The sequence below is a fragment of the Paracoccus sp. J56 genome, assembly GCF_019633685.1.
Taxonomy (GTDB): Bacteria; Pseudomonadota; Alphaproteobacteria; order Rhodobacterales; family Rhodobacteraceae; genus Paracoccus; species Paracoccus kondratievae.
Map to the genome: position 1 here is coordinate 89047 of NZ_JAFL01000004.1, position 22297 is coordinate 111343.

Annotated in this window: 24 protein-coding genes; 9 read left to right on the forward strand and 15 right to left on the reverse strand. The window is 63.2% G+C overall.

Going from position 1 to position 22297, the window contains the following annotated elements:
• Position 1: 1 nt before the first annotated feature.
• The 6 genes from M511_RS04290 to paaN all read right to left on the reverse strand — a co-directional run bounded on the left by M511_RS04290 (position 2) and on the right by paaN (position 6211).
• The gene (locus M511_RS04290) at positions 2–703 is read right to left on the reverse strand and encodes an ABC transporter ATP-binding protein (RefSeq protein WP_010393955.1); all 702 of its coding nucleotides are present in this window, start codon (positions 701–703) and stop codon (positions 2–4) included.
• Positions 690–1469: an ABC transporter ATP-binding protein gene (locus M511_RS04295; RefSeq protein WP_010393957.1), complete on the reverse strand. Its 780-nt coding sequence runs from the start codon at positions 1467–1469 to the stop codon at positions 690–692. Before M511_RS04295 ends, M511_RS04290 begins: the two co-directional genes overlap by 14 nt.
• Entirely contained in the window at positions 1466–2425 is a 960-nt protein-coding gene (locus tag M511_RS04300; RefSeq protein WP_085501450.1) for a branched-chain amino acid ABC transporter permease, read from the reverse strand. The genes M511_RS04295 and M511_RS04300 overlap by 4 nt, the downstream gene beginning before the upstream one ends.
• Positions 2425–3297 carry a branched-chain amino acid ABC transporter permease gene (locus M511_RS04305; protein WP_010393960.1) on the reverse strand — a complete coding sequence of 291 codons (873 nt, stop codon included), beginning with the start codon at positions 3295–3297 and terminating at the stop codon, positions 2425–2427. The genes M511_RS04300 and M511_RS04305 overlap by 1 nt, the downstream gene beginning before the upstream one ends.
• Before the next feature lie 70 nt (positions 3298–3367).
• Complete coding sequence (locus tag M511_RS04310) at positions 3368–4513, reverse strand: ABC transporter substrate-binding protein (RefSeq protein ID WP_085501451.1); 1146 nt, start codon at positions 4511–4513, stop codon at positions 3368–3370.
• Positions 4514–4561: 48 nt separating this feature from the next.
• Positions 4562–6211 (reverse strand): phenylacetic acid degradation protein PaaN, encoded by a 1650-nt coding sequence (gene paaN, locus M511_RS04315; protein WP_085501452.1) that lies wholly within the window; start codon positions 6209–6211, stop codon positions 4562–4564.
• 103 nt (positions 6212–6314) lie between these two features.
• Here paaN and paaG point away from each other — a divergent pair, with 103 nt between their 5' ends.
• From paaG to M511_RS04340, 5 genes are all read left to right on the forward strand, one after another.
• Positions 6315–7103, forward strand: a complete 789-nt coding sequence (paaG, locus tag M511_RS04320) for a 2-(1,2-epoxy-1,2-dihydrophenyl)acetyl-CoA isomerase PaaG (protein WP_085501453.1) — start codon at positions 6315–6317, stop codon at positions 7101–7103.
• The gene (paaI, locus tag M511_RS04325; protein ID WP_085501454.1) at positions 7100–7561 is read left to right on the forward strand and encodes a hydroxyphenylacetyl-CoA thioesterase PaaI; all 462 of its coding nucleotides are present in this window, start codon (positions 7100–7102) and stop codon (positions 7559–7561) included. The genes paaG and paaI overlap by 4 nt, the downstream gene beginning before the upstream one ends.
• A gap of 29 nt (positions 7562–7590) precedes the next feature.
• On the forward strand, positions 7591–8901 hold the full coding sequence (paaK, locus tag M511_RS04330; protein ID WP_010393972.1) for a phenylacetate--CoA ligase PaaK: 1311 nt from the start codon (positions 7591–7593) through the stop codon (positions 8899–8901).
• A gap of 117 nt (positions 8902–9018) precedes the next feature.
• Positions 9019–9618, forward strand: coding sequence for a TetR/AcrR family transcriptional regulator (locus tag M511_RS04335; protein WP_010393975.1), 600 nt, complete (start codon positions 9019–9021; stop codon positions 9616–9618).
• Between the two features lie 75 nt (positions 9619–9693).
• Positions 9694–10182 carry a GNAT family N-acetyltransferase gene (locus M511_RS04340; RefSeq protein ID WP_085501455.1) on the forward strand — a complete coding sequence of 163 codons (489 nt, stop codon included), beginning with the start codon at positions 9694–9696 and terminating at the stop codon, positions 10180–10182.
• Between the two features lie 48 nt (positions 10183–10230).
• Here M511_RS04340 and paaZ read toward each other — a convergent pair whose 3' ends face one another.
• The 9 genes from paaZ to M511_RS04385 all read right to left on the reverse strand — a co-directional run bounded on the left by paaZ (position 10231) and on the right by M511_RS04385 (position 19182).
• Complete coding sequence (gene paaZ / locus M511_RS04345; protein ID WP_085501456.1) at positions 10231–12291, reverse strand: phenylacetic acid degradation bifunctional protein PaaZ; 2061 nt, start codon at positions 12289–12291, stop codon at positions 10231–10233.
• A 75-nt stretch (positions 12292–12366) separates the two neighbouring features.
• Positions 12367–13119, reverse strand: coding sequence for a Phenylacetic acid catabolic protein (locus tag M511_RS04350; RefSeq protein WP_085501457.1), 753 nt, complete (start codon positions 13117–13119; stop codon positions 12367–12369).
• Positions 13120–13141: 22 nt separating this feature from the next.
• Complete coding sequence (gene paaE, locus M511_RS04355; protein WP_010393985.1) at positions 13142–14221, reverse strand: 1,2-phenylacetyl-CoA epoxidase subunit PaaE; 1080 nt, start codon at positions 14219–14221, stop codon at positions 13142–13144.
• A 31-nt stretch (positions 14222–14252) separates the two neighbouring features.
• Entirely contained in the window at positions 14253–14774 is a 522-nt protein-coding gene (gene paaD, locus M511_RS04360) for a 1,2-phenylacetyl-CoA epoxidase subunit PaaD (protein WP_085501458.1), read from the reverse strand.
• A 4-nt stretch (positions 14775–14778) separates the two neighbouring features.
• Positions 14779–15633: a 1,2-phenylacetyl-CoA epoxidase subunit PaaC gene (gene paaC, locus M511_RS04365; protein WP_010393992.1), complete on the reverse strand. Its 855-nt coding sequence runs from the start codon at positions 15631–15633 to the stop codon at positions 14779–14781.
• The gene (gene paaB, locus M511_RS04370) at positions 15633–15917 is read right to left on the reverse strand and encodes a 1,2-phenylacetyl-CoA epoxidase subunit PaaB (protein WP_010393994.1); all 285 of its coding nucleotides are present in this window, start codon (positions 15915–15917) and stop codon (positions 15633–15635) included. The genes paaC and paaB overlap by 1 nt, the downstream gene beginning before the upstream one ends.
• A gap of 49 nt (positions 15918–15966) precedes the next feature.
• The gene (gene paaA / locus M511_RS04375) at positions 15967–16959 is read right to left on the reverse strand and encodes a 1,2-phenylacetyl-CoA epoxidase subunit PaaA (RefSeq protein WP_085501459.1); all 993 of its coding nucleotides are present in this window, start codon (positions 16957–16959) and stop codon (positions 15967–15969) included.
• A 19-nt stretch (positions 16960–16978) separates the two neighbouring features.
• Positions 16979–18184 carry a 3-oxoadipyl-CoA thiolase gene (pcaF, locus tag M511_RS04380; protein ID WP_010393998.1) on the reverse strand — a complete coding sequence of 402 codons (1206 nt, stop codon included), beginning with the start codon at positions 18182–18184 and terminating at the stop codon, positions 16979–16981.
• 143 nt (positions 18185–18327) lie between these two features.
• Positions 18328–19182 carry a PaaX family transcriptional regulator C-terminal domain-containing protein gene (locus M511_RS04385; protein WP_085501460.1) on the reverse strand — a complete coding sequence of 285 codons (855 nt, stop codon included), beginning with the start codon at positions 19180–19182 and terminating at the stop codon, positions 18328–18330.
• 219 nt (positions 19183–19401) lie between these two features.
• On the opposite strand from M511_RS04385, the gene M511_RS04390 reads away from it, so the two are divergent.
• The 4 genes from M511_RS04390 to M511_RS04405 are packed head-to-tail and all read left to right on the forward strand — an operon-like array spanning position 19402 to position 22283.
• On the forward strand, positions 19402–20175 hold the full coding sequence (locus M511_RS04390; RefSeq protein ID WP_085501507.1) for a sulfite exporter TauE/SafE family protein: 774 nt from the start codon (positions 19402–19404) through the stop codon (positions 20173–20175).
• A gap of 28 nt (positions 20176–20203) precedes the next feature.
• Positions 20204–21355, forward strand: a complete 1152-nt coding sequence (dapE, locus tag M511_RS04395) for a succinyl-diaminopimelate desuccinylase (RefSeq protein ID WP_010394005.1) — start codon at positions 20204–20206, stop codon at positions 21353–21355.
• Complete coding sequence (locus M511_RS04400) at positions 21352–21771, forward strand: GNAT family N-acetyltransferase (RefSeq protein ID WP_085501461.1); 420 nt, start codon at positions 21352–21354, stop codon at positions 21769–21771. The genes dapE and M511_RS04400 overlap by 4 nt, the downstream gene beginning before the upstream one ends.
• On the forward strand, positions 21768–22283 hold the full coding sequence (locus tag M511_RS04405; protein ID WP_085501462.1) for a hypothetical protein: 516 nt from the start codon (positions 21768–21770) through the stop codon (positions 22281–22283). Before M511_RS04400 ends, M511_RS04405 begins: the two co-directional genes overlap by 4 nt.
• Positions 22284–22297: the final 14 nt, after the last annotated feature.

Here is a 22297-nt window from a genome sequence, read left to right on the forward strand (position 1 = left end):
TTCAAATCCCCAGATAGGCTTCACGGATGCGCGGATCGGCAATCAGCTCTCCGGCCGGTCCCTGCATGGTGACGCGCCCGGTTTCCATCACATAACCCCGATCCGCAATCCTAAGCGCACCAAAGGCGTTCTGTTCGACAAGCAGCACGGTCACGCCCAAAGATTTCAGCCCGCGCACCACGTCAAAGATCTGCTGCACGATGATCGGCGCAAGCCCCATCGACGGCTCGTCCAGCAGCAGGCAAGAGGGTCGGCCCATCAGCGCCCGCGCCATTGCCAGCATCTGCTGCTGACCGCCCGACAGCCCCCCGGCAGCAAGGTTGCGCTTTTCCTTAAGGATCGGGAACATCTGGAAGGCATCCTCCATATCCCGTTCAACCCGTTCATCGTTGTAAAGGAACGCACCAAGGCGCAGGTTTTCCTCAACCGTCAGATTGGTAAATATCTGCCGCCCCTCGGGCGACTGGGCCAGTCCGCGCGCCAATCGGCGAAAGGCCGGCACTGTGGTCAGCGGCTCTCCCCGAAAGGTGATCGTACCGGCCGAGACCGGCTGTACACCGGACAGGCAGCGCAAAAGCGTGGTTTTGCCAGCACCATTGGCACCAACCACGGTGACGATCTCGCCCGAATCGACATGCAGGTCGATGCCGTGCAGGACCTCGATGCGGCCATAGCGCGAACGCAAACCCTCAACCGTCAGCATCGGCAGCCTCCTCGGTTCCCAGATAGGCGGCGATCACCGCCGGGTTGCGGCTGACCTCGGCGGGCGCGCCCTCGGCGATCTTTTCGCCATGGTCCAGCACGACGATGTGGTTCGAGATGCGCATGACCATCTTCATGTCATGTTCGACCAGCAGGATGGCGACGCCCGAGGCCGCGACCTCGGCGATCAGATGGTCGATCTCTTCGGTCTCGACCGCGTTGCAGCCCGCCGCCGGCTCATCAAGCAGCAGAACCCGTGGCCGCATTGCCAACGCCCGCGCGATCTCAAGCCGCTTGAGCGAACCGTAAGAAAGGCTTGCCGCCTCGCGGTCCGCCGCACGTTCCAGCCCGACACGAGCCAGCAGCTCGCGCGCGCCTGCCTCGGCCTGCCGGGCCCGACGGCGCGATGACGGCAGGTTGAACAGATCGGCCAGCACCGTTCCGCGCTCTTGCAGATGAAAACCCGCAATGGCGTTTTCCAGCACCGTCATGTTCTGAAAGATCTGAAGGTTCTGAAAGGTGCGCGACATGCCCCGCTGGGCAAGGCGAAACGGCGCCATGCCGGTCACATCCTCGCCCTCAAGCAACACGCGGCCAGCGCCGGGCTGATAGACGCCCGAAATCATGTTGAACAGCGTGGTCTTGCCCGCGCCATTCGGCCCGATGACCGAGACGATCTCCCCCGGCTCGACCCGAAAGCTGACATCATGGACGGCCTTGATGCCGCCAAAAGCGATGCCGAGCCCTTCGACTGACAGCAGCGTCATTCGCCCCTCCCCCTCAGTCTGCGCAGGATCGAGGGCAAAAGCCCTTCGCGCAGAAAGATCATCACCAGCATCATCACAAGGCCCAGAACAAGCTGTTCATATTCGGCCAGCACCGTCAGCGCCTGCGGCAAAAGCGTCAGGATTCCCGCGCCAAAGACCGCGCCAAGAACTGAACCCGCGCCGCCCAGGACAGCCATGGTCACCATCTCGATCGAATGCATGAAGCCCGCGACATCGGGGGTGATGAACTTGTTTTGCAAAGCGACCAGTGAACCCGCGACCGAGGCATAGACCGCCGAAATGACAAAGGCCTGCAACTTGACCCGCGCGACATCGATACCGACGGTGCCCGATGCAACCTCGGAGCCATGAAGCGCACGCAGCGCCCGCCCGGTCGGACTTTGATAAAGGTTCAGCGCGATCCATGCGCCAAGAAGCAGTACTATACCGCAGAAGAAATACCAGAACTGCCCGTTCGAAAGGTTCAGCCCCCAGTCCTTGAGCACGCCCCTTAGCCCCAGCTCGGGGACGGCGATGCCATCGGGGCCGCCGGTCAGGTCGCGTTCATTGTTCAGGACCATGGACACAAGGATGCCAAAGCCCAGGGTGGCAACGGCAAGGTAATACCCCTTGAGTCGCAGAATCGGACGACCGACCAGATAGGCCAGCACAGCCGAGACCGCGGCCCCCAGCACCATGGCAAGCGCGGGGTGCAGGCCCAGATATTCGGGCGCAAGGGCACAGGCATAGCCGCCGATACCGGCAAACCCGGCATGGCCCAGGCTGATCTGTCCGGCATAGCCGGTCAGGATCACGATACCCGTCACCGCAAGCCCGTTGACAAAGATCAGCGCCCCGACCCGGTAGTAATAGCCCGAGGGAAAGAAAAAGGGCGTCACCGCGATCAATACGGCAAGCACCAGCAGCGTGGCGGATTTCACGGTCAGCTTTGGCATCACACCCGCTCCGTAGATCTGCGGCCGAACAGGCCCTGCGGCATAAAGAACAGGACCAGCAGGATGACGACAAAGGCCGCCGCCTCTTTGTAGGTCGAGGACAGATAGCCCGCCGTCAGCGCCTCGATCAGACCGATCAGGAACCCGCCCGCCAGCGCGCCCTTGGGGTTGCCCATCCCGCCCAGCATCGCCCCGGCAAAACCCTTGAGCGCAAAGCCGATACCGACGTTATAGGCGGTCAGCGTGATCGGCGTCGCAAGGACCCCGGCCAGCGCCCCGATCCCCGCCGACAGGGCAAAGGACAGGGTCATGACAAAGCTGGTGTTGATCCCGACCAGTTGCGCCGCCAGCCGGTTGTTCGAGGTCGCCAGCACCGCGCGCCCCAGCAAGGTGCGGGTAAAGAACAGCCACAAGCCGACGAATACAACCAGCGCGCCCCCGATCACCCACAGGCTTTGCGGCTGGATCGTCGCGCCGCCAAAGCGCAGCGGCGTATCCCCCGAAAAGGCCGGAAAACTGTGGATCTGCTTGTCAAAGACAAGCTGCGCCGCGCCTTGCAGAAAGACCGAGGCGCCGATGGTGATGATGATCAGCGAAACGACCGGGGCCCCCCGGGCCGGCCCGATCGCCAGCTTGTTGATCGCGACCCCCAGCGCGGCGGTGGCAATGATGGCAACCAGCGCCGCCAGCGGCAGGGGCAGCCCGGCGGCATGGGAAAACCATGTAATCATACCGCCCAGCATGACGAATTCGCCTTGCGCGAAATTCACCACATCCGATGCGTTATAGATGATCGTAAAGCCAAGGGCGACCAGCGCGTAGACCGCGCCCACCGTCAGCCCTGAAAACAGGAATTGCAGAAATTCAGACATGCCGTGGCTCTCTCGCTGGCTCTCCCGAGCGGGCGGAAACGGTCCCCGCATAGGCAGGGACCGCGCGGGATCATTCGACCATGGACCAGCTGCCGTCCTTGACCTCAAGCATACGGAAGGCCGACAGGTCGAGGCCAAGGTGATCTTCGGCCGACATGGTATAGATGCCCGTGGTTCCGGCCAGACCCTGGGTCGCCTCAAGCGCGTCACGGATCGCCGCAGGCTCGGACGAACCAGCGCGCGTCACCGCATCAACAAGCAGTGCAAACCCGTCATGGGCATAGCCGCCGAAAGTGCCGACCGGCTCTTTGAACTTGCCTTCATAGGCCGCCTTGTAAGCAGTCACGGCCGGTTTTTGCGGATCGTCATCGGCCAACAGGCCGGCGACCAGCAGCGCCGTACCGGGCAGGCGCACACCCTCGGCGGCCTCCTTGCCGGCCAGTTCGATGAACCCGTCCGAGGCAACACCGTGCGACTGGTAAAGCGGCAGCTCAATACCAAGCTGGCGATAGTTGCGCGTCACAATCGAGGGACCCTGACCAAAGCCCGGGTTCAGCACCGCCTGCACGCCTTCGGTGTTGCGGATCTTGGTCAGCTGCGCCGTCATATCGGCATCCTTGGGATCGTAGGTTTCGTCCGCGGTGATTTCGATGCCAAATTCGCCTGCCACGTCCTTGCATTGCGCCTGCATCGAGGCTCCGAACCCGTCAGTTCCCGAGATCATGCCGATCTTGCTGAAGCCGTTTTTCTGCATGTCCTCAAAAATCTTCTGACAGGCCATGCGGTCGGTATGCGGGGTCTTGAAGGTCCAGGGCTTGACCGGCTGGATGATGTCGATAGCCCCGGCCAGCGAGATAAAGGGAATCTCGGCATCCTCCGCCACCGACAGGATCGACATGGAAGTGCCGGTCGTTGTGCCGCCGATGATGGCCTGCACCTCGTCATCCTCGATCAGCCGGGTCGCAAAGGTGCGCGCCTTGTTGGCATCGCCGCCGTCATCATAAAGCACCAGCTCGATCTCTTCACCGTTGATGCCGCCTTTGGCATTCAGCTCTTCGACCAGCATTTGCAGGGTCTTGGCCTCGGGGTCACCAAGGAACGCGGCGGGACCGGTCGCCGAGACCGAAGCGCCGATCTTGATTTCGGCACTGGCCACCGAGGCGAGGCCAAGCGCGATCAGCGCGGCCGGAACGGTCGTCGTCAGGGTCTTTTTCATATGATGTCTCCTCCCAGAAACCTGTTGGTGGTTCAGCTTGTCAGCAGTTCAGGCCGCCACGGGCCGCCGCCACATGGCGCGACGGAACCGGCTGGCGACAAAGGCAGTGTCAGTCAGGCTGGCGTTCCCCGCCGGGTTGGCCCCGGTGACGTGGAAATCACTGAAGGCGGCCGATTGATTGACGTAGATATTGCCGGTCAGGTTAACCGACAGATTGACACCCGCCGCAGCAAAGGCCCTGGCGGCACGTTCGATGCGCGCCTCGTCCCGATCATATAGCGCCGCGGTGATCGCGCCTTTGCACCGCGCCAGATCGGTCGCCCGCTCCAGCGCCGTATCGGCATCCCTGACCGCGATGACAAAGGCGATGGGGCCAAAGCATTCCTGTTCGCAAATCGGATCACCGTCACGCAGCGCCAATAGCAGCGGGGTCGCAGTCCGCCCCTGCCCCAGCGGAGCCGAGGCACGCAGCACCCGGCCCAGCCCCCGCACCTGCTCGACCCGCTCCAGCGTCGCAGGGTTGGCAATGGCGCCGCAGATCCCGGCTCCTCGGGCAGGATCGGACAGCAGGTCGTCGATTGCCGCAGCCAGTGCCCGGCCGACCTCATCAAAGCTCTTGTGACCCTGATCGGTGTCTATGCCCCCTTCGGGCACATAGATGTTTTGCGGCGCGGTGCACATCTGCCCCGAATAAAGCGCCAGCGAGAAAGCCAGATTGGCGCAAAGCCCGGCAAAATCATCGGTTCCGGCAATGGTAACGGTGTTGACCCCTGCCTCTTCGGTAAAGATCCGGGCTTGCGTCGCATGGGCGCGCAACCACCCCCCGAAAGCGTTCGAGCCGGTATAGTCGATCAGCCGCACCGCCGGATTCATGGCAAGATCACGCGTGATCTCGGCCCCTGCCTCATCCACGGCCAGCAGGACCGAATCAGCGGGCAGTCCGGCCTCGGCCAGAACGTCACGCAGAACGCGCACTGTCAGAGCAAGGGGCAGGATCGCCCCCGGATGCGGCTTGACGATGACCGGGTTGCCGGTCGCAAGGCTGGCAAAGATGCCAGCATAGCTGTTCCAAGTCGGGAAGGTGTTGCAACCGATCGCCAAAGACAACCCCGCCGGCACGATCGACCAGTATTTTTCCAGCACGATCGGTGCGGCTTTGCCCTGCGGCTTTTCCCAACGTGCCTGTGGGACGAAACGGGTCATCTCATCCCAGGCCATGGCGACAGCCTCAAGCCCGCGGTCCTGCGCGTGCGGTCCGCCCGCCTGAAAGGCCATGGCGAATGCCTGTCCCGTGGTGTGCATGGTCGCATGGCCCATGAGAAAGCTCATGCGGTTAAGCCGCACCAGCGCCTCAAGGCAAACACCGACCCGGGCTTCGGGTCCAGCCTCGGCAAGCGCCCCTTGCGCGCGCCCGGCGGCGGCAATCAACTCTGCTGCATCAGCCGAGGGATAACGAATCCCCAGCGCACCACCATGGGGCGATATCTCTGCTCCGCGCAGCGCCTGATTCGGATGACCCGGCAGATCAAAGGCTTGCCCGCGCAGGGCCTGAAAGGCGGCCTCGCCCTCTTGCCGGGCGGTTTCGCCATAGAACTTGCCGCTTGGAATTTCGGGAAACGGGCTCCAGAATCCGCGATCACGCAGCGCCTGCAACGCAGCATCCAACAGCGGCCGATGACGGTCGAAAAGCTCTGTCACGGTGGTTCCCCCTCACCTGGTGAGATTATCATTGACCGGCCGGTCGGTTTATGCAACAAAAATTTTCAGGGAACCCCGGGACCGGGGCAAGGGAGTTTATCACATGACGGAAACCGTCCTGGCGGCCTTGGCCGACGGCGTGCTGACGCTGACACTCAATCGTCCCGACAAGCTGAATGCCTTTAACGAAGAAATGCACCTGGCCCTGCGTGCCGGGTTCCAGCGAGCCCATGATGACGCGGGTGTCCGCGCCGTCCTGTTGACGGGTGCGGGGCGTGGCTTTTGCGCCGGGCAGGATCTTGGCGACCGCGACCCGCGCAAAGGCGGCCCCGCCCCCGATCTGGGCCACACGCTTGAAACCTTTTACAACCCGACGCTGCGGCTGATCCGGTCCCTGGAAAAGCCGGTAGTCTGCGCGGTAAACGGCGTTGCCGCGGGGGCCGGGGCGAATATCGCCATCGCCTGTGACATCGTTCTGGCGGGGAAATCGGCCCGCTTTATCCAGGCTTTTGCCAGGATCGGTCTGGTGCCGGATGCAGGCGGCTCATGGTCGCTGGCCCGTATCCTGGGTGAACCGCGCGCCAAGGCGCTGGCCCTGACGGCCGAACCTCTGGGTGCCGAAAAGGCTGCCGAATGGGGGCTGATCTGGAAAGCGGTCGAGGATGAGGCGCTGATGGACGAAGCGCTGGCGCTGGCCAGATCGCTGGCTGCCGGGCCGACGCTGGGGTTGGGCCTGACCAAACGGCTGATTCAGGCGGCGGCAGTAAACAGCCTCGATCAGCAGCTTGATCAAGAGCGCGACTGCCAGCGAGAGGCCGGCCGCAGCACTGACTATGCCGAAGGCGTCACCGCCTTTCTTGAAAAGCGCAAACCGGAGTTCAGGGGCCAATGACCGACGCCGCCAAACCCGTCTCGCAGATGACCCCGCAAGAAATCGCCGAGGCCTCGGCCCGTGCGATGTGGAATGACGATTCTGCCAGCCAGCGGCTGGGTATGAGCCTTGACCATATCGCGCCGGGCGAAGCGACGCTTTCGATGACCATCACCGAAGCCATGTCGAACGGCCACGGCAATTGCCACGGCGGCTATATGTTCACGCTGGCCGACAGCGCCTTTGCCTTTGCCTGCAACAGCTACAACCAGCTTGTCGTCGCCCAGCACTGTTCGATCACCTATCTCGAACCGGGACGCATCGGCGACCGGCTGACTGCGGTGGCGCGCGAGGTTTCACGCCGCGGCCGCTCAGGCATCTACGATATCCGCATCACCAATCAGGACGGTGTGCATGTGGCCGAGTTCCGCGGCCATTCCCGCACCGTCAAGGGCACCCACCTGCCGGTCGAGCCCTGACCGCAACCTAATTCCCGAGGGGAGGAACAATGCAACCACTGGCGCCAGAAAAAAAGGAACTGGACCCGATCGAAACCGCCTCGCGCGATGAGATCGAAGCCCTGCAGTTCCACCGCATGAAGCGGTCATTGAAACACGCTTTCGAAAACTCGCCTTTCTATCGCAAGCGGTTCATCGAACATGACGCGCATCCCGAGGATCTGAAATCGCTCGCGGATATCGCCAGGTTCCCCTTTACCACCAAACAGGACCTGCGTGACACCTATCCCTTTGGAATGTTCGCGGTTCCGCAGTCCAGGCTGGTGCGTATCCACGGCTCGTCCGGGACTACGGGCAAGCCGACCGTGGTGGGCTATACCCAGGCCGATATCGACCATTGGGCGAATCTGATCGCGCGCTCGATCCGCGCAGCTGGCGGGCGGCGGGGCGATATCCTGCACAACGCCTATGGCTACGGGCTGTTCACCGGTGGCCTTGGTGCGCATTACGGAGCCGAGCGGCTGGGCTGCACCGTCGTCCCGATCTCGGGCGGCATGACCGAGCGGCAGGTGACGCTGATCAACGACTTCCGTCCGCGCATCATCATGGTGACCCCCAGCTACATGCTGTCGATCCTTGATGAATTCCGCCGGCAGGGCCTTGATCCGCGCGAATCCTCGCTTGAGATCGGGATCTTCGGCGCCGAACCCTGGACCAACTCCATGCGGCAAGAGATCGAAGAAGCCTTCGACATGCATGCCGTCGATATCTACGGCCTTTCCGAAGTCATGGGCCCGGGCGTCGCCATGGAGTGCGTCGAGACCAAGGACGGGCTGCATTTCTGGGAAGACCATTTCTACCCCGAGATCATCGACCCCACGACCGGCGAGGTCCTGCCCGATGGTGAGATGGGTGAACTGGTCATCACCACGCTGACCAAGGAAGGTTTGCCGATGGTGCGCTATCGCACCCGCGACCTGACCCGCCTGCTGCCCGGCACGGCGCGCAGTATGCGCCGGATCGAAAAGATCACAGGGCGCAGTGACGACATGATCATCCTGCGCGGCGTTAACGTTTTTCCGACCCAGATCGAGGAACAGATCCTGAAATGCACCGGCCTTGCCCCGCATTTCCAGATCGAGCTCAGCCGTTCGGGCCGGATGGACAGCATGATCGTCCATGTTGAATGCGCCCCCGGCCGCACCGACGATGCGGCCCGTACCCAGTCGGCCAAAGAGCTTGCCCACCACATCAAAAGCGTGGTCGGCGTCTCGACCAGGATCGAGGTTTGCGATCCGGGCAGCGTTGCCCGTTCGGAAGGCAAGGCCAAGCGGGTGGTTGACAACCGCCCCAGGACATGATGCCGCACCGCGTCATCGACATGACATGCGGTAACAAAGGCGCTAAGGCGTCGGGGGGCTAAGGCTCCCCGGTTTTCCCGCCCCAGAAAGCGGGCGGATGAATGACAAGAGGATGGCATGGCGCGGACACGGGCAGCCGATTTCGAGGAAAAGCAGCGCGTTCTTTTGGACAAGGCCGCCGAGGTCTTTGCCGATCTGGGAATGGAAAAAGCGTCGATGGCGCAGATCGCGGCGCATAGCCAGGTCTCCAAGGCCCTGCTTTACCATTACTACCCCAGCAAGGACGCGCTGATCTTCGCCATCATCATCACCCACCTCGAAGAGCTGGATGCCGCCATCGAGGACGCCGACGACGCCGATCTGCCGCCGCGGCAGCGTCTGCGCCAGCTGGTCGGCACTGTCCTTGACCGCTATCGCGGCGCGGATAACCAGCACAAGGTCCAGCTGAACGCGACCTCAGCCCTGCCGGATGAGCAAAAGGCCGAAATCCTCGCGGTTGAACGCCGTATCGTGCGCCGCTTTGCCATGGTCCTGCGCGAAATCAACCCCAGCCTCGACAACCCCGAGCGCCCGTTGCTGACCCCGGTGACCATGTCGCTGTTTGGCATGATGAACTGGGTCTATATGTGGTTCCGCGACGGTGGCCGCATCACGCGCGAGGATTATGCCGACGTCGCCACCACCCTGATCCTTGAAGGCATCAAGGCGGTGAAGTGACAACGGATCGGGTATCCATTTGACCGGATTGGCGCTAGGGTCGCCAGGTCTTCCCGCCGTCCCCAAGCCCAGGCCATGCCTGCATCGACCGCCTCTATCAGCCTTGCCGACAACAGCGATCTGGACTGGCTGATCAGGCAGCACGAGACGATCTATGCCAAGGAATTCGGCTTTGGCCCCAGCTTTCGCGACAGCATCGCGGAAAAAGTCGCAGCTTTTATCAAAAACAGCACCGATTTCAGCCGCATCTGGATTGCCGGGACAGACGGGCAACATGCTGCCTCGATTGCGATTTCCGAACGCCCCGAACGCTCTGCCTTCCTCAACTTCGTGCTGGTTCTGCCCGCATTCCGCGGCCATGGCCTTGCCCGCAGGATGGTCGCAACCGCCCTTACCCATGCGCGAAATCACGACATGACCGAAGTGCGGCTGGAAACCTATGACTGCCTGCAAGAGGCGCGGCGCCTCTATGCGCGGCTGGGGTTCGAACTGACCGAAGCCACCCCCGGCGTGATAGCCTGTGGTCAGACATTCACACGCGAATTCTGGGCGCTGAAGCTCTGATATCGGTAAGTGCCGGGCGACCCCAAAGCATCGCCCGGCTCAGTTCTGTTATTCCGCGGCTTCTGGCAGCGGCCATTCCTTGGCCACCATGGTCAGCACGTCATATTGCGCCACGACCTCGTCCTTTTGATTGGTCACGCGGCAATCCCAACGCACCTCGCCATGACCGGCGTTTTCGCGCGGATTGATCTCTTTGCAGGTCAACCGCACCTGCAACGTGTCGCCAAAGTAAACCGGGGTCAGAAAGCGCAGGTTGTCGACGCCGTAATTGGCCAGCACCGGGCCGGGGTTCGGCTCAACAAAAAGACCGGCGGCAAAGCTGGCGATCAGATAGCCATGCGCCACCCGGTCGTCAAAGAACGGGTTCGCCTTGGCCGAGGCCTCGTCCATATGGGCATAGAACGTGTCGCCGGTGAAATGGGCGAAGTGCTCGACATCCTCGCGGGTGATGGTGCGGGTCGCCGTGACCAGCTGGTCACCGATTTGCAGCTCGGCCAGCGATTTGCGGAAAGGATGGACGCCCTGTTGCGCCTCGGCCCCTTCGATCCAGCGCCCGGTCACTGCGGACAAAAGCCGTGGCGTGCCCTGAACGGCGGTGCGCTGCATGTAATGCTTGACGCCGCGGATGCCGCCCATCTCTTCACCGCCGCCAGCGCGGCCCGGACCGCCATGCACCAGCGGCGCCAGCGGAGAGCCATGCCCGGTCGAGCTTTTGGCCGAAGCGCGGTTGCCGATCAGCACCCGGCCATGGAAGGGAGCGACGCCCAGAACGACCTCTTCGGCGACTTTCGGATCATCGGTAAAGACCGAGGACACCAGCGAGCCGCGGCCCATCTGTGCCAGCACCACCGCCTCGTCCAGATCATCATAGGGCATGACGGTCGAAACCGGGCCGAAAGCCTCGACCTCATGCACCGCTGCGGCCTCAAAGGGTTTCGCGGCATGAAGCAGAACCGGGTTCATAAAGGCCCCCTGCCCCGCGTCCCCCGAGGTCAGGCGTACATCGTCAGGATCGCCCGCGACGATCTCGGCCGCCGCTTGCAGGTCGCGGATGCGGGCGCGGACCTCGTCGCGCTGATCAAGGCTTGCAAGCGCCCCCATACGCGTACCCTCATCGCCCGGCAGGCCGACGGCGGTACCCGCCAGCCGCTCGCCCAGGGCGGCGACGAGCGCGTCGATCTGGCCGCGCGGCACGATGACCCGGCGGATGGCGGTGCATTTCTGCCCGGCCTTCACCGTCATCTCACGCGCAACCTCGCGCACGAACAGATCGAACTCGGGCGTACCAGCCACTGCATCAGGGCCAAGGATCGCGGCGTTCAGACTGTCCGCCTCCATGGTAAAGCGGACAGAGTTGGCGATGACCGCCGGATGGGTCCTGAGCTTGCGCCCCGTCGCCGCCGAGCCGGTAAAGGTCACCGCATCCTGTTCGGTGACATGATCCAAAAGATCCCCGACCGAGCCGCAGATAAGTTGCAGCGCCCCTTCGGGCAGGATGCCGGTCCCGACAATGCGGCGCACCATCAACTCGGTCAGATAGGCGGTCTGCGAGGCAGGTTTGACCACGCAGGGCATCCCCGCCAGCAGCGTCGGCGCAATCTTTTCCAGCATCCCCCAGATCGGAAAGTTGAAGGCGTTGATATGAACCGCCACCCCCTGCAGAGGCGTCAGGATATGCTGGGCGCTGAAGCTTGTGTCGCGCGACAGCGGCTCGACCTCGCCATCAGTCAGAACCCGGGCGTTCGGCAATTCCCGCCGCCCTTTCGAGGCATAGGTCAGCATGGTGCCGATCCCGCCCTCGATATCGACCCAACCATCGGCTCGGGTCGCGCCGGTGTGCAGGCTTTCGGCGTAGAATTCCTCTTTCTGCGCCATCAGCGCCAGACCAAGCGCCTTGAGCATGGAGGCGCGCTCATGAAAGGTCATGGCGCGCAGCTTTGGCCCCGCCGCCTCGCGCCCATGGGCAAGTACGGCGGCGAAATCCAGGCCGGCAGAGTCGATCACGGCAACGGGCTCGCCGGTTGCGGCATCGCGCAGGGTCTGGCCCTGGCCGCTGCCCGGGGTCCAGCGTCCGCAGACATAGCTTTCAAGACGGCGCGGGTTGGTCATGGCGTTTCCTTAAGTCATTCGTCAAAGGGCCAGGGCCGCGCAGTCACCTTGTGGCGGACAGGCGGCCCAGGCCGGTTACAGGCCGAAAGCGGCCAGATGTTCAGAGGCCAGCGCCTCCCACCGCGGCAGCAGCGCCGCGTTGGGACTGTGGCGCAGGCCAAAGCGCGCCAAAGTGTCATAGCGGTCCGATTGCGTCAGGCCGAATCCTGCAGCCACCCGGGGCCGCCAATAGGCGACGGCGGCACGCGCTTCGGCGCGCCCCTCTTCGGTCGCGGCAATCTGGGCCAGACCCTCCAGCCCCAGTTCGGCATGACGCGCCTCACGCGGGGCGATTTCGCGAAAGACCTCGGCCAGCGGACCATATGAGACCCGGGTCAGTTCGGTCATCTGCACGCCGGTCGCCAGACCCTGCAGCACATTCATCACCACCGCATCGGTCCAGCCAGTGATCGGATAGTGAAAGACTGACAGCCGCATATCGCCCGGGCGGCGGGCCGCGCCCAGATCGGCCTCGCGCGGGACCCGGGCGGACCAGTCATGGCTGGCCTGATAGCGCGCCATATCGGTGCCAAAATCGCCCATCACCCGCAGAACCCGTTCGGCATGATCGGCTTTTTCAAGGGTGATGCGGCTGGCAGCGATGCGCTCTTTGATGCCGGGGGCAAAGTTGATCGCATTCGCAAACCCGGCAGAGGCAGCCAGTTCGCTGTCCACAAAAGACGACATCAGCCGCAAAAGCTCGCCGCGATAACGGGGCGGGACGTTGCCCGGTGCGGTCATGATGCCGCCCTGGGCAAGGTAGTCCTCGATATTCATGGTGTCGGACATTGTTTCCTCCCTGCCCTGCGGATCATTCGTCGTAGCTGACGACGACGCGGTCGCTGATCGGGTGGGCCTGACAGCTAAGGACATAGCCGGCGCGGACCTCGTAATCCTCAAGCGCGTGGTTCACCATCATCTCGACCTCGCCCTCAAGCACTTTGCAGCGGCAGGTCGAACAGACGCCGGCCTTGCAGGAATAGGGCGCGTCCATGTCATTGGCGAGCGCGGCGTCCAGGATCGTCTCGCCCTCGCGCGCGATCTGGAAACTGCGCGTCACCCCGTCGAGCGTCACCGTCCCCGCGACACCGTTGCCATCGGCACCCGAGGCCCCGCGCGACACCACCCGCGCCTTGGCCCGGCCCGGCTGGCTGCTGGCAAAAAGCTCGAACCTGATCTGATCGTCCCGCAGACCATGGTCGCGCAGCGAGGCGGCAACGGTCAGCATCATCCCCTCTGGCCCGCAGATGAACGCGGTGTCCAGCGCCTTGGGGTCGATCCAGTGCCTGAACAGCGCCGCCATCTTTTCGGCATCAATACGACCCGAGAACAGCTCGATCTCTTGCGATTCGGCCTTAAGCACATGCAGCACCGACAACCGGCCCAGATAGAGGTTCTTGAGATCCTCCAGCTCCTCGCGGAACATGATCGAGCTGGCCTGACGGTTGGCATAGATCAGCGTGAACTGCGATTTCGGTTCGCGCGCCAGCACCGTCTTGATGATCGACAGGATCGGCGTGATGCCCGAACCCGCAGCGACGGCGAGGTAGCTGCGCTCGGCCACGGGGTTCAGTTCGGTATTGAACTTGCCCATCGGCGGCATCGCCTCGATTTCGACGCCGGGGACCAGGTTCTCATTCGCCCAGGTGCTGAAGGCGCCGCCTTCGACGCGCTTGATCCCGACCTTCAGGCAGCCGTCGTCAACGCCGGCACAGATCGAATAACTGCGGCGCAGCTCTTCGCCATCAAAATCGCGGCGAAAGGTCAGGTATTGGCCCTGAACAAAACCGAACAGCGCACGATCCTCATCACGTGGCGCCAGGGTGACGACCACCGCGTCGCGCGTTTCGCGGCGCACGTCGGTGACCTTCAGCGGATGGAAGCGTGCCATGGGGGTATCCTTCCTGAAGCGGGGCGCATTCTCAGATGCATTTGAAATAGTCAAAGGGTTCCAGACAGTCCTTGCAGCGATAGCTCGCCTTGCAGGGGGTCGAGCCGAACTGGCTGATCCTTTCAGTATGGGTCGAGCCGCAGCGCGGGCAGGCGATCTTGAGGTTCGTGCCGGTCATCCGGGCGATGCGCCCGGCCAGTACCCCATCCGCCGCCGTCCCGTCCACGGGCGGTGCAATGCCATAGGCGCGCAGCTTTTCCCGGCCCTCGGGGCTGATCCAGTCGGTGGTCCAGGGCGGGGTAAGCTGGCGTTCCAGCCGCAGCTTTTCGATGCCGTGGCGGCGCAGCGCGGTTTCGATATCCAGGTTGATGACACTGGTCGCGGGGCAGCCGGAATAGGTCGGCGTGACCCGGACGACCAGCGTATCGCCCTGCCATTCCACGCCGCGGATAATGCCCAGATCAGTCAGGCTGATCACCGGGATTTCCGGGTCGGGCACCTCCGAGAGCCAGCCCCAGACCTCTTCGACGCCGGGTTGGGTCTGCGCGGCCATGGGCTTACCAGCTTGCACCGGGATAGGCGCGCTGCAGGAACTGCATCTCGGACAGGATATAGCCCAGATGCTCGGTGTGGATGCCCTGTTTGCCACCTTTATGCGCGAAACTGCCTTCGGGGATCTGCAAGGTCGCCTCGGTCAGCACGTGCTGTAGCGTCTGATCCCATGCCGCACGCAGGCTGGAGGGATCGGGCGCAATGCCACGCGCCGCCACTTCGGCATCCTTGGCATCACCGATGAACATCTCGCCCGCATAAGACCACAGATCATCAAGCGCCTCTTGCATGCGGCGGTGGCTTTCCTCGGTCCCATCGCCAAGCCGCACGACCAGATCGGAAGAGCGTTCGAGGTGATAGGCCACCTCCTTGCCCGCCTTGGCCGCGATTTCGGCGACACGCGGATCGGACGATGCCGCAAGTGCCTTGAGCAGTTCATGATGCCAGGCGTCGAACAGGAACTGACGCATCAGCGTATGGCCGAAATCGCCGTTCGGACGCTCGCAGATCAGCAGGTTACGAAAATCCCAGGCGTCCCGCAGATAGGCCAGATCGTCAGCCGAGCGGCCCTTGCCCTCGACCTCGCCGGCAAGGCTCAGCCACAGCTGGGTCTGGCCGATCAGGTCCAGCGCCACGTTCGCCAGCGCGATATCCTCTTCCAGCGCCGGAGAGTGGCCGCACCATTCCGAGATGCGGTGGCCAAGGATCAGCGTGCTGTCGCCAAGGCGTAGCAGCATCTCGGAAAAGGCCTCCTGCCCGGCGTCGGGCTGGGGTACCGCAGGATGGGCCGAGGCAGTCTGCGCCGCCTCTCGCGCCAGATCAGCCACATTGGGCGTGGTCATATCGGGCAGCGACGGCATCACATATGCCCCACTTCTTCGGGGATGTCGAAAAAGGTCGGGTGGCGATAGACCTTGCTGTTCGAGGGCTCGAACAGCGGCCCCTTGTCCGAGGGGCTGGAGGCGGTGATCTCGGACGAACGCACCACCCAGATCGAAACCCCCTCGTTGCGGCGGGTATAGACGTCGCGGGCGTTCATGATCGCCATTTCGGCGTCAGGCGCATGCAGACTGCCGACGTGGCGGTGGTTCAGCCCGTGCTGGCCCCGGATGAAAACCTCCCAGAGCGGCCATTCCTTGGACATTGTTCTCTCCCTAAATCTGGCTTGCGCGCATTGCTGGCCAAAGGGCCGGTTACTCGGCGGCGACGGGCGCGCGGCGCGCGGCCTGTTTCTCGGCATGGGCCATCAGCCCCTCGCGGAACCATGCGCCATCCTCCCAGGCCCTGACCCGGGCGCCCAGCCGGTCCTTGTTGCAGGGGCCGTTGCCGGCGATGACCTCAAAAAACTCGGACCAGTCCGGCTCGCTGAAGTCATAGCCGCCCTTGTCCTCGTTCCACTTCAGATCGGGGTCGGGGACGGTCAGGCCCAGATATTCCGCCTGCGGCACGGTCTGATCGACGAATTTCTGCCGCAGTTCGTCATTGGTGTTGATCTTGATCTTCCACGCCATGGACTGGGCCGAATGCACCGAGTCCTTGTCCGAGGGACCAAACATCATCAGCGCCGGATACCAGAAGCGGTTCAGCGCATCCTGCGCCATCCGCTTTTGTTCGGGCGTACCCTGCGCCATCTTCATCATGATGGCGTAGCCCTGACGCTGGTGAAAGGATTCCTCTTTGCAGATACGGATCATCGCACGGGAATAAGGACCAAAAGAGGTGCGTTGCAGCGGCACCTGGTTCATGATCGCCGCGCCATCAACCAGCCAGCCCACCGCGCCAATATCGGCCCAGGTCAGGGTCGGATAGTTAAAGATCGAGGAGTATTTCATCTTACCGGCGTGCAAAAGCTCCATCAGCTCGTCACGCGACACGCCCAGCGTCTCGGCCGCCGAATAAAGATAAAGCCCGTGCCCGGCCTCGTCCTGCACCTTGGCCAGCAGGATCGCCTTGCGTTCCAGCGTGGGCGCGCGGGTGATCCAGTTCCCTTCGGGCAGCTGGCCGACGATCTCACTATGCGCGTGCTGGCCGATCTGGCGGATCAGGGTCTTGCGATACCCCTCGGGCATCCACTCCTTGGGCTCGATCTTTTCGCCGCGGTCAATGCGTTCCTGAAAGGCGATCTCCTCGGGGGACATCTCCTCGCGGGCTTTCATCCCTTCGGATTTGACAAGCTGGGCATACATGCTGGTTTCTCCCCCTTGGTCACACGCGTTCGATAATGACGGCGATGCCCTGTCCGACACCAATGCACATGGTGCAAAGCGCATAGCGCCCGCCCGTGCGATGCAGATGATACATCGCCGTCGTCACAAGCCGGGCCCCCGACATGCCAAGCGGATGGCCTATCGCGATGGCACCGCCGTTCGGGTTCACATGGGCAGCGTCATCGGGCAGACCAAGATCCCGCAGCGTTGCCAGCGCCTGACTGGCGAAGGCCTCGTTCAATTCTATCACATCCATCTGGTCAATGGTCAGTCCCGCGCGCGCCAGCACCTTTTTCGCTGCCGGAGCTGGTCCGATACCCATGATGCGCGGCTCAACACCTGCAGCCGCCATGGCGACGATGCGCGCCCTGGGCGTCAGCCCATGCCGCTCTGCCGCAGCACCCGACAGGATCGCCAGCGCCGCAGCGCCGTCATTCACGCCCGAGGCATTGCCGGCCGTCACTGTCAGATCAGGTCCGTTGACGCCTTTAAGCCTGGCCAACGTCTCGGCCGTGGTGCCGGGGCGCGGATGTTCGTCAGTGTCAAAGACGACCGGCTCACCCTTTTTCTGCGGGATAGTGACGGGAATAATCTCATCGCGGAAGGCGCCTGCCTTTTGCGCGGCCTCCCAACGGGCCTGGCTGCGCGCGGCAAAGGCGTCCTGATCCTCGCGGCTGATGCCGAAATCGGCCGCGACATTATCGGCAGTCTGCGGCATCGAGTCGGTGCCAAACTGCGCCTTCATCCTGGGGTTCACAAAGCGCCAACCGATGGTCGTGTCATAGACCGCATTGCTGCGCGAAAAAGCGGTTTCCGCCTTGGGCATCACAAAGGGGGCGCGGGTCATGCTTTCGACGCCGCCAGCAATGACGAAATCGCAATCGCCCGCCTTGATCGCCCGCGCGGCCATACCGACCGCATCCATCCCCGAGCCGCAAAGCCGGTTCACCGTGGTCGCCGGTACGCCGACGGGCATCCCCGACAGCAGGACCGCCATACGCGCGACGTTGCGGTTATCTTCACCCGCCTGGTTGGCACAGCCAAAGATCAGGTCATCAACCGCCGACCAGTCCACGCCCGGATTGCGCTCCATCAGCGCTTTCAGCGGCAGCGCGGCCAGATCATCAGCCCGAACCGAGGCCAGCGCCCCGCCATAGCGGCCAATCGGCGTGCGCACCGCATCACAGATGAAGGCGTCCTGCATGCTCTCTCCCATTTTCACGAAAGACCGGCGATTCTCCAATTCGCCGACCGATTGGTCAGTTTATACACCCCAAAACATCACAAAGAAAGAGGTTTATTGGAGAATCGTGTAATGTTTCTGGGCGGGAAAAATATTATTCCGGATCATGCACTTACACCTGACAGGTCGTTAAGACGCGCCTCGGTTTCAGTGGTCTGAGCGGACAGAAAGCCCTCGCTGCCCTCAAAATGAGTGCCGATCCAGCGCTCGGCTGCCGGGGTAAGTTGACGATAAAGGCTGCGAAACAGCGCCCGCGCCTCTTGTCCCTTCCAGTCGGGCGGCAAGGCGGCTTGCGGTAAGCGCGGATCGCGCAACAACACGCCGCGATAGTCATGGACCAACAGCAGTCGCGCGATCAGGGCCATCTCATCCGAAAGCGTTGCGGCAGCCTTGGCCAAGGGCGCGAAACGGGCAAGCAGGTCCCGATAACGCTGATGCAGCGACGAGAGGTCCCAAAAGCGGCCCAGCCCCTCAAGCTCTGACGGATCGGCGGCGCGAAACAGCAGCGCACCCTCGGGCACCGGCTGGCCGCGGTCGGGACGGATGAACACCGCCCCGCCCATATGACCCATGCGCTGACGGCGGGCCTCATCCTCGCCCAGATCGGGGGCATAGAGGATCTGCCAGCCCTGCGGCGGCACCTCGGGCCGATAAAGCAGCCCGGCAGCCTGATCGAATTCGCGCTGTGCCGAGGCATCCAGCCGGTAATAGCTGCGCCGTCCCATCCGCTCGCCTCGCAACCGATGGGCGGCGACCAGACGTGAAACAGCGGTGCGCACCAATGATTCGCTGATGCCGACCCGGTCGCAAACCTCGATCAGCGTGCCGGTCCACAGCACACCACCGCGCGGCACCACCACATCGCCATAGACGGTGACGATGAACCCCGCCGAGCGCAGGGCCATCCCCTCAAGAATATTGTCAATCAGCCGCCGTTCGGCCGCCCCGTCCTGCCGCATGTTTCCCCGCTGTCTGCCATTGGCGCCATAGAAGCCGGGAAACGGCGCAGGCGCAATGCGGCTTGTCCCTGCCGACCGGCGCCCATGTCAGCTGCCTTTACCGTTTGCAGCGGATTTCAGCGCGGGATATGGATCGGGCGATGCACGAACCTTTGCTTTCCCCGCCCGCTTTCTTGTCCCGCCCGGGCCTGCCGGGTGCATCCTGACATGGCGGATGCGATGTTCGGGCTTGACGCCTTTCATTTCTGGATCGCTGTGGCGATCACGCTGTTTTCCGGCTTTGTCAAAGGGGCGATCGGCTTTGCCATGCCGATGATCATGCTGGCGGCGCTCGGCTCATTTTTACCGGCCCAGCAGGCGGTGGCGGCGGTGATCCTGCCGGTGCTGATCACCAATATACGCCAGGCGCTGCGCCAGGGCTGGGGACCGGCATGGCAGACGACTGTGGCCTGGCGCTGGCATGTCGGCATGGTGGTGCTGTTCATTCCCATCAGTGCGTTTTTCGCCACCCGCATCCCGCAATGGCTGATGTATGCGCTTATCGGTCTGCCGATCACCGCCTTTGCCCTGTGGCAGATCATGGGCCGCAGCCTTGCCCTGCCGGTGCATCATCGCCGCGTGATGGAGATCGTGACCGGCGCAATCGGCGGCCTTATCGGCGGGATTTCGGGCATCTGGGGACCGCCTTTGCTGGTCCTGCTTTTGTCGCTGCATGTCCCCAAGGACGAACAGATGCGCGCGCAGGGGGTGGTGTTCTTTATCGGTGCGATCGCATTGACGGGCGCGCACCTGCAATCTGGGCTTTTGAATGCGCAGACCCTGCCCTTTTCCGCCATTCTGGTCATCCCGGCGCTGATTGGCATGTGGCTGGGCTATCTGGCACATGATCGGCTGGACGTGAATCAGTTCCGCCGCTGGACGCTGATCCTTCTGGTGCTGACCGGGGCAAACCTGCTGCGGCGCGCGCTGGAGCTTGCAGGCCCGGCGATGTAACCACAGTCCAAAAGCGAAAGGCCCCGCCATGACGACGATCCCCGACCCCGCCCGTTTGACCGCCGACCTGATCCGCTGTCCCTCGGTCACGCCTGATGAGGGCGGCGCGCTGACCCTTTTGGCCGGGGTGTTGAGCAAGGCAGGTTTCACCTGCCAGCGGGTGGATCGTGAGGGGGTGCCAAACCTTTTTGCCCGCTGGGGAAAAAAGGGCGCGGCGCGCAGCTTTGGCTTTAACGGTCACACTGATGTGGTGCCTCCGGGCGATCTGGCCAGCTGGACCCACCCGCCGTTTTCCGGACACGAAGAGGATGGCTGGATCTGGGGGCGGGGCGCCACCGACATGAAATCGGGCGTTGCGGCCTTTGCCGCCGCCGCCATCGCCTTTGTGACCCAAACCCCGCCTAAGGACGGGTCGATTATCCTGACGATCACCGGCGATGAAGAAGGACCGGGCAGGCACGGCACCCGTGCGCTGCTCGACTGGATGCAGGCCAATGATGAACGCATGGACGTCTGCATCGTCGGCGAACCCTCGAACCCCGACCGTATGGGCGAGATGATCAAAATCGGCAGACGAGGCTCGATGACCCTGCGGATCGAGGCGCAAGGCGTTCAGGGCCACGCCGCCTATCCCCATCGCGCCCGCAACCCGATCCACGCGCTGGTGCGGCTGCTGCATGGGCTGACTTCGACACCGCTTGATCACGGGACCGAGCATTTCGATCCTTCGGGCCTTCAGGTTACGACGGTCGATTGCGGCAACCCGGCCTCGAACGTGATCCCCGAACGGGCGCAGGCGACGATCAACATCCGCTTCAACGACGCCCATGACTCGGGCAGCCTTGACAGGATGATCCGCGCGCGGGCCGAGGCGATTTCGGCCGAGACCGGCATCAGCTTTGCCATCTCGGCCGAGGTGTCGGGCGAAAGCTTCCTGACCCGGCCCGGCCCCTTTGTCGATCTGGTCACGGGTGTCGTGCGCGAGGAAACCGGGATTGATCCGGTGCTGTCCACCTCGGGCGGCACCTCGGATGCGCGGTTCATAAAAGATCACTGTCCGGTCCTTGAATTCGGACTGGTCGGACATTTCATGCATCAGGTTGATGAACGTGTCCCCGCCGATCAGGTACGCCAGCTTGCCCGTATCTATCGCCGTGTTCTGGAGAGCTATTTCTCATGATCGAAAAGACCACCGATCTTGACACCTGTCGCGACATCCGCCGCGAAGTCTTTATCCTCGAACAGAACGTGTCCGAAGATGAAGAGTGGGACGGGCGCGACGACGAGGCGCTACACCTGCTTGCCCGCGATGCACAGAACCGCGCAATTGGCACCGCCCGCATCCTGATCGAGGGAAAGACCGGCAAGATCGGCCGCGTCGCGGTGCGGAAATCTGCCCGCGGCACAGGGATAGGCGCGGCACTGATCCGCGCGGCGCTTGAGGAATTGCGCACACTGCCCGGCATTACTCGCGCCAAGCTGGGCGCCCAGACCCATGCCATCGGCTTTTACGAAAAGCTGGGCTTTGTCGCCTATGGGCCGGAATATGATGACGCCGGCATTCCCCATCGGGACATGGTCCTGGATCTGGAATGATCCGGCCCGAACTAGCCGAAAAACTGCGCCCCTGGGCCGAAACCGGCGCTGCCCTGCTTGCCACCGCCTTTGGTCTCTGGGTCTTTTCGTTGGGCGGGTGGCTCTTTTGGCCCTTGGGCGCGGGATTGGCGGGGGCTTCAGCTCTTTGGGCGCTCGATGCGCGGCGCCGAATGCGTTTTCGTCATGCCACGCTGGGACCCGGCGTGGTCGAGCTTGACGAAGGCGCGATCCGTTACATGTCCCCCAACCCGCTGCTCGGTGGCGAAATAGCACTGCGCGAACTGAACGAGATCCGGCTGACCCGTCTGAGCAGCCGCCTGCACTGGCGGCTGAAAAGCGCGGATGGGCAGGCGCTGCTGATCCCGGTCGATGCAGCCGGGGCCGAAGATCTGGCCGGTGCCTTCTCGACCCTGCCGGGGATCGAGATGGGCCGGCTTGCTGCCGCGCTCGGGCCGGAAAGTCCAACAATCCAGACCGTTTGGACGAGGCCGGCTCGCACCCGCTTGACTTGAGACGCGGCACTTGC